Annotated in this window: 5 protein-coding genes; 3 read left to right on the top strand and 2 right to left on the bottom strand. The window is 62.1% G+C overall.

Annotated features, from left to right (window positions below):
- The 3 genes from ACYP01_RS23310 to ACYP01_RS23300 form a co-directional block, all read left to right on the top strand.
- Window positions 1-415, top strand: a 415-nt coding sequence (locus ACYP01_RS23310) for a class I SAM-dependent RNA methyltransferase (protein WP_459682705.1), incomplete at its 5' end; no start/stop codon positions are given.
- A 154-nt stretch (window positions 416-569) separates the two neighbouring features.
- Entirely contained in the window at window positions 570-1,058 is a 489-nt protein-coding gene (locus ACYP01_RS23305; protein ID WP_003942624.1) for a MarR family winged helix-turn-helix transcriptional regulator, read from the top strand.
- A gap of 5 nt (window positions 1,059-1,063) precedes the next feature.
- Window positions 1,064-2,710 (top strand): MDR family MFS transporter, encoded by a 1,647-nt coding sequence (locus tag ACYP01_RS23300; RefSeq protein ID WP_459682702.1) that lies wholly within the window; start codon window positions 1,064-1,066, stop codon window positions 2,708-2,710.
- Window positions 2,711-2,761: 51 nt separating this feature from the next.
- Here ACYP01_RS23300 and ACYP01_RS23295 read toward each other — a convergent pair whose 3' ends face one another.
- Complete coding sequence (locus tag ACYP01_RS23295) at window positions 2,762-3,427, bottom strand: SIMPL domain-containing protein (protein ID WP_459682700.1); 666 nt, start codon at window positions 3,425-3,427, stop codon at window positions 2,762-2,764.
- A 9-nt stretch (window positions 3,428-3,436) separates the two neighbouring features.
- Window positions 3,437-4,108 (bottom strand): Crp/Fnr family transcriptional regulator (locus tag ACYP01_RS23290; protein ID WP_459682698.1); only part of this gene is annotated, 672 nt, incomplete at its 5' end.

Genomic DNA, 4,108 nt, shown 5'->3' with positions numbered 1-4,108 from the left:
CTACGGCGGTGTCGGCGTGTTCGCAGCAGCGCTCGCCGAGCTTGTCGGTCCGTCCGGCGTGGTGGAGTCCGTCGAATCTTCGGCGCGTGCAGTCGCGGACGGGCAGGCAGCGCTGTCCGATCTCGGTCAGGTGCGCTTCCACAGCGCCCGCGTCGAGAACATCATCGCGGATCTGGAGCGTTCGCCTGCTGTCGTCGTGCTCGACCCGCCACGTGCGGGAGCCGGCCGTCCGGTCGTGGAAGCTCTCGCCGCAACGGGCGCTGAGCGGATAGTCCATATCGGGTGCGACCCGGCGTCGTTCGGTCGCGATATCGGCCTCTACCTGGGGCAGGGCTTCAGAATCGGTGGCCTCCGGGCGTTCGATGCGTTCCCCCAGACTCACCACATGGAGTGCATCGCGCTCCTCGAACGCTGAGACGTCCCGAAATCTTTCCCTGAAACGGTGTGACGCTTCTCGCGTTCACAACAGTTGCTTGCATTACGCAACTAATCGTATAGTTTCGTTCTGCAAGTAGTTTTCCGTTTTCAAGTCACGGCTCGTTCGGGCCACTCGAATTCAGGGGTAGGCAATGTCGGTACAGCCGGAGACGGCCCAAGCGCTCGTCGACACGATCTTCATGTTCGGCAGATCGCTGCGAGCCGCGGTCACCACCGGTGCAGACAGCCTGCTGCCGCCTGCGCTGGTCAGTGTGTTGTTCATGCTGGCAGCGCGTGGGGAGTGCCGACAGAACGAATTGGCCGTCGATCTGTGTGTCAGTCAGTCGTCGCTCAGCCGACAAATGTCGGATCTGGTCGACGCTGGGTATGTCGAGAGAAATCCCGATCCGGCTGACAAGCGGGCGTTCCGCATCCGAGTATCGGAAGAGGGACACGACGTTTTACGGAGAACCACGCAGCGGCGTGCGGCGCGTTTGCGCAACATGCTCGAAGACTGGAGCCAGGAAGAGGCCATGGCCGCAGTGACATCGCTGCAACGTCTCAACGAGACGTTCGGCGCATCGAATCGGCAGGCCTCACCGGCAGTTCCGCACACGGGCGTAGAAAGTATTGGGAGATAAGGCACATGGCAGCAACAGTAGGAGAAACCCGGGCAAGTACCGGAGGTGACGGATCGGCTCGCGAAGCGGGCGCGATGACTCACCGCGAAATTCTCGAAGCACTCACCGGACTCATCGCAGCGCTGTTCACCGCGCTGCTCAGTAGCACCATCGTTTCCACAGCGCTTCCCACGATCATCGGTGAACTGCACGGAACTCAGACGCAGTACGCCTGGATCATCACGACAGCGTTGCTCGCCACCGCGGCGTCGACGCCGATCTGGGGCAAGCTTGCCGACCTTTACAACAAGAAGGTCCTGGTCCAGACCGCGATCGTCATCTTCGTGATCGGCTCGGTCATCGCCGGCGCGGCGCACAACGTTCCGTTGCTGCTCGGTGCGCGTGTCATCCAGGGCATCGGTATGGGCGGTCTGACCGCTCTCGTCGTAGCCATCATCGGCACGATCATCCCGCCGCGAGATCGCGGTCGCTACTCCGGATACATGGGTGCGGCCATGGCCGTCTCGATGTCCGGTGGACCGATCCTCGGCGGCGTCCTCGTGGACACTGCCGGCTGGCGCTGGTGCTTCTACGTGTGCGTTCCGTTGGCAGTCATCGCACTGTTCCTGCTTCAGCGCACACTGCACGTCGAGACCGTGAAGAAGGACAACGTCTCCATCGACTGGATGGGCGCCACCTTGCTCACCGCCGGTGTCAGCGTCCTGCTGATCTGGGTGTCGTTTGCCGGCCAGGACAACTACTACGCCTGGTTCTCGAAGGAGTCGGCCTACTTCGTCATCGGTGGTCTGGCCCTGCTCGGCCTGACGATGTTCGTCGAATCCAAGGTCAAGGACCCCATTCTGCCGATCAAGATCATCACCGAGCGCACCACTGCTCTCGCGATCATCGCCTCGATTGCCGTTGGTGTCGGCCTCTTCGGTGCAACGACCTTCCTGACGCAGTACTTCCAGACCGCACGTGGATTCGATCCCACCGAAGCCGGATTGCTCACCATCCCGATGGTGGCAGGCATGCTCGTCGCGTCCGTCGGCTCGGGACAGCTGATCACCAAGTTCGGTCAGTGGAAGCCCTTCATTGTCGCCGGCGCTGTTCTCCTGCTGGTCGGTTTCGGTCTGCTGTCGACGATCGACCACGCCACCAGCCTCTGGACCATCGGAATCTTCATCGCCATCGTCGGTCTGGGAACCGGCATGTTGATGCAGAACATCGTGCTCGCCGTGCAGAACACGGTCAGCGTCGAGAACATCGGCGCGGCCAGCAGTATCGTGGCGTTCTTCCGTACCTTCGGCGGCGCGATCGGCGTTTCGGTGCTCGGTTCGATTCTCGCGACCCGCGTAAAGACACTGACAGGCAGTTCGGTCGCTGCTTTGCCGCCGGAGCAGCAACCTGTGGCGGTGAAGAGCCTCCAGGACGGCCTCGACCTGAGCAATATGCCTGACTTCGTCTCGCAGATCGTTCGCTTCGCCTACGGCGACGCAACAGGACGGATCTTCCTGGTCGCAGCCGTGGTCGCCGTGGTCACGCTCGTGTCGGTCATCTTCATCCCGAACCGTCCGTTGCGCACCACCATCGACATGGCAACCCCCGACGCCGAGCAGAAGTTCGAAGAAGAACGCGAAGAGAAGAACGAGGAGAAGAACCTCACTCGCTGATCCGCATGCCCGGCTGGTCTACTGCCGGCAGCGTCTTCTGAACTACTGTTGTCACGCCATAGCCCATCGAACGCGGACCGAGATCGATTCTTCGATCTCTCCGCGTTCGACGGCTATCGGGACCGAATCCGCTTTCATCGCCGCGACACGTCCGCGCATCGGCACTATCTGGTCGAAGTCCTCGAGCACCTCGAGGACTTCGACCAGATCTTTGTCTGCCAGGTCTGCGAACTGTCTGGCCTTCGATTCGGCTGCCGTCCAGGCCAATTCGCGTGCTCTTGTCGCCAGATCGCTGCGGTCGTCGAGATCGAACTCCAGTCCGTCGAGCCGAATCGCGTCGCCACCCACCGATACACATGCCGCGATGACGGCAGCGGGGGAGTTCGCCGCTTCCGGCTCCAGCTCTCGCAGTACGACTCGGAAAGTTGTCGATGCCGTGAATCCTGTTGTCTCCTGGCGGCCTCCGTCGCTCCACTGAGTCTGCGGATGGACGCTCAGCCCGGCGGTGGTGAGGTCCGCTCCGCGCACACCGCGCGCGTGCAGGGTCTCGGTCAGCGCAGTGGACAGACGCGCGACGGCGTCGAATGCGTCGGAAACGGCCGTCTGTGTCACCGATACTCCGATCGTCAATCGCACGATGTCGGGAACAGCTGTTGCAGTGGCGGTTCCGGTCACCGTGACAGTGGACGGTTCCGAGGTGAAGGCGGTGGTCGGCATGTGTGGTTCCTATCCGATTCGTCCGGCGGATATGACACTCCGCAACATCAGGTCCAATTGCTCGTAGGCACCCGCAGCCAGTCGTTCGAGCAGCGCAAGTTTCAACTCGGGTGCCTGTGCGGTCAGTTCTGCATATCGCTCCGGAGTCAGGACAGCGACGGTGACCGTGGAATCGGCGCGGATGTCGTTGAGGAACGGAGTGTCGAGGAACATCGTCATCTCGCCGAACGTCATTCCGGCCGACAGCGTCGTGATGCGGTGCTCGACCCCGTGCGCGTCGGTGAACATGGTGCTGACCTGGCCACTGAGAATCAGGTAGAAGCCAGACGCCGATTCACCTCGGCGGGCGATCTTCTCGCCGCGGGCATAGGTTCGCGTCTCCAACTCTGCCGAGAATCCCTCGATCTGTGCCGCGGACAGAGCATCGAGAACTGGGTGGTCCTCGATCGAGATCGTCGACGCCTGCCGATCGGCCTCACAATGCACCGCAAGCAGCGTGTCTTCGCACCACTGCATGGCGGAATCGAGGTCCGCAAAAACCCGACCACTTCTTCTGGCGGGGTCGATGCTCGAACTTCGTTGTCCCAGCAGTCCTTGCGGATCGACGACGGCCACCGCACAAGCCTGCTCGGCCAGTTGAACCTGCAGTGCAGTGATCATGCGCACCGCGACGTCGCTGGC

This window comes from Rhodococcus sp. no. 34 (genome assembly GCF_054589475.1).
Note: the sequence above shows the minus strand (reverse complement) of the source record. Positions and strands in the feature narration are given on the sequence as shown.

Bases quoted from the DNA above. Each gene is read 5' to 3' on its own strand.
- ACYP01_RS23300 (WP_459682702.1), top strand. From the start codon at position 1,064: ATGGCAGCAACAGTAGGAGAAACCCGGGCAAGTACCGGAGGTGACGGA.
- ACYP01_RS23305 (WP_003942624.1), top strand. From the start codon at position 570: ATGTCGGTACAGCCGGAGACGGCCCAAGCGCTCGTCGACACGATCTTC.
- ACYP01_RS23295 (WP_459682700.1), bottom strand. From the start codon at position 3,427: ATGCCGACCACCGCCTTCACCTCGGAACCGTCCACTGTCACGGTGACC.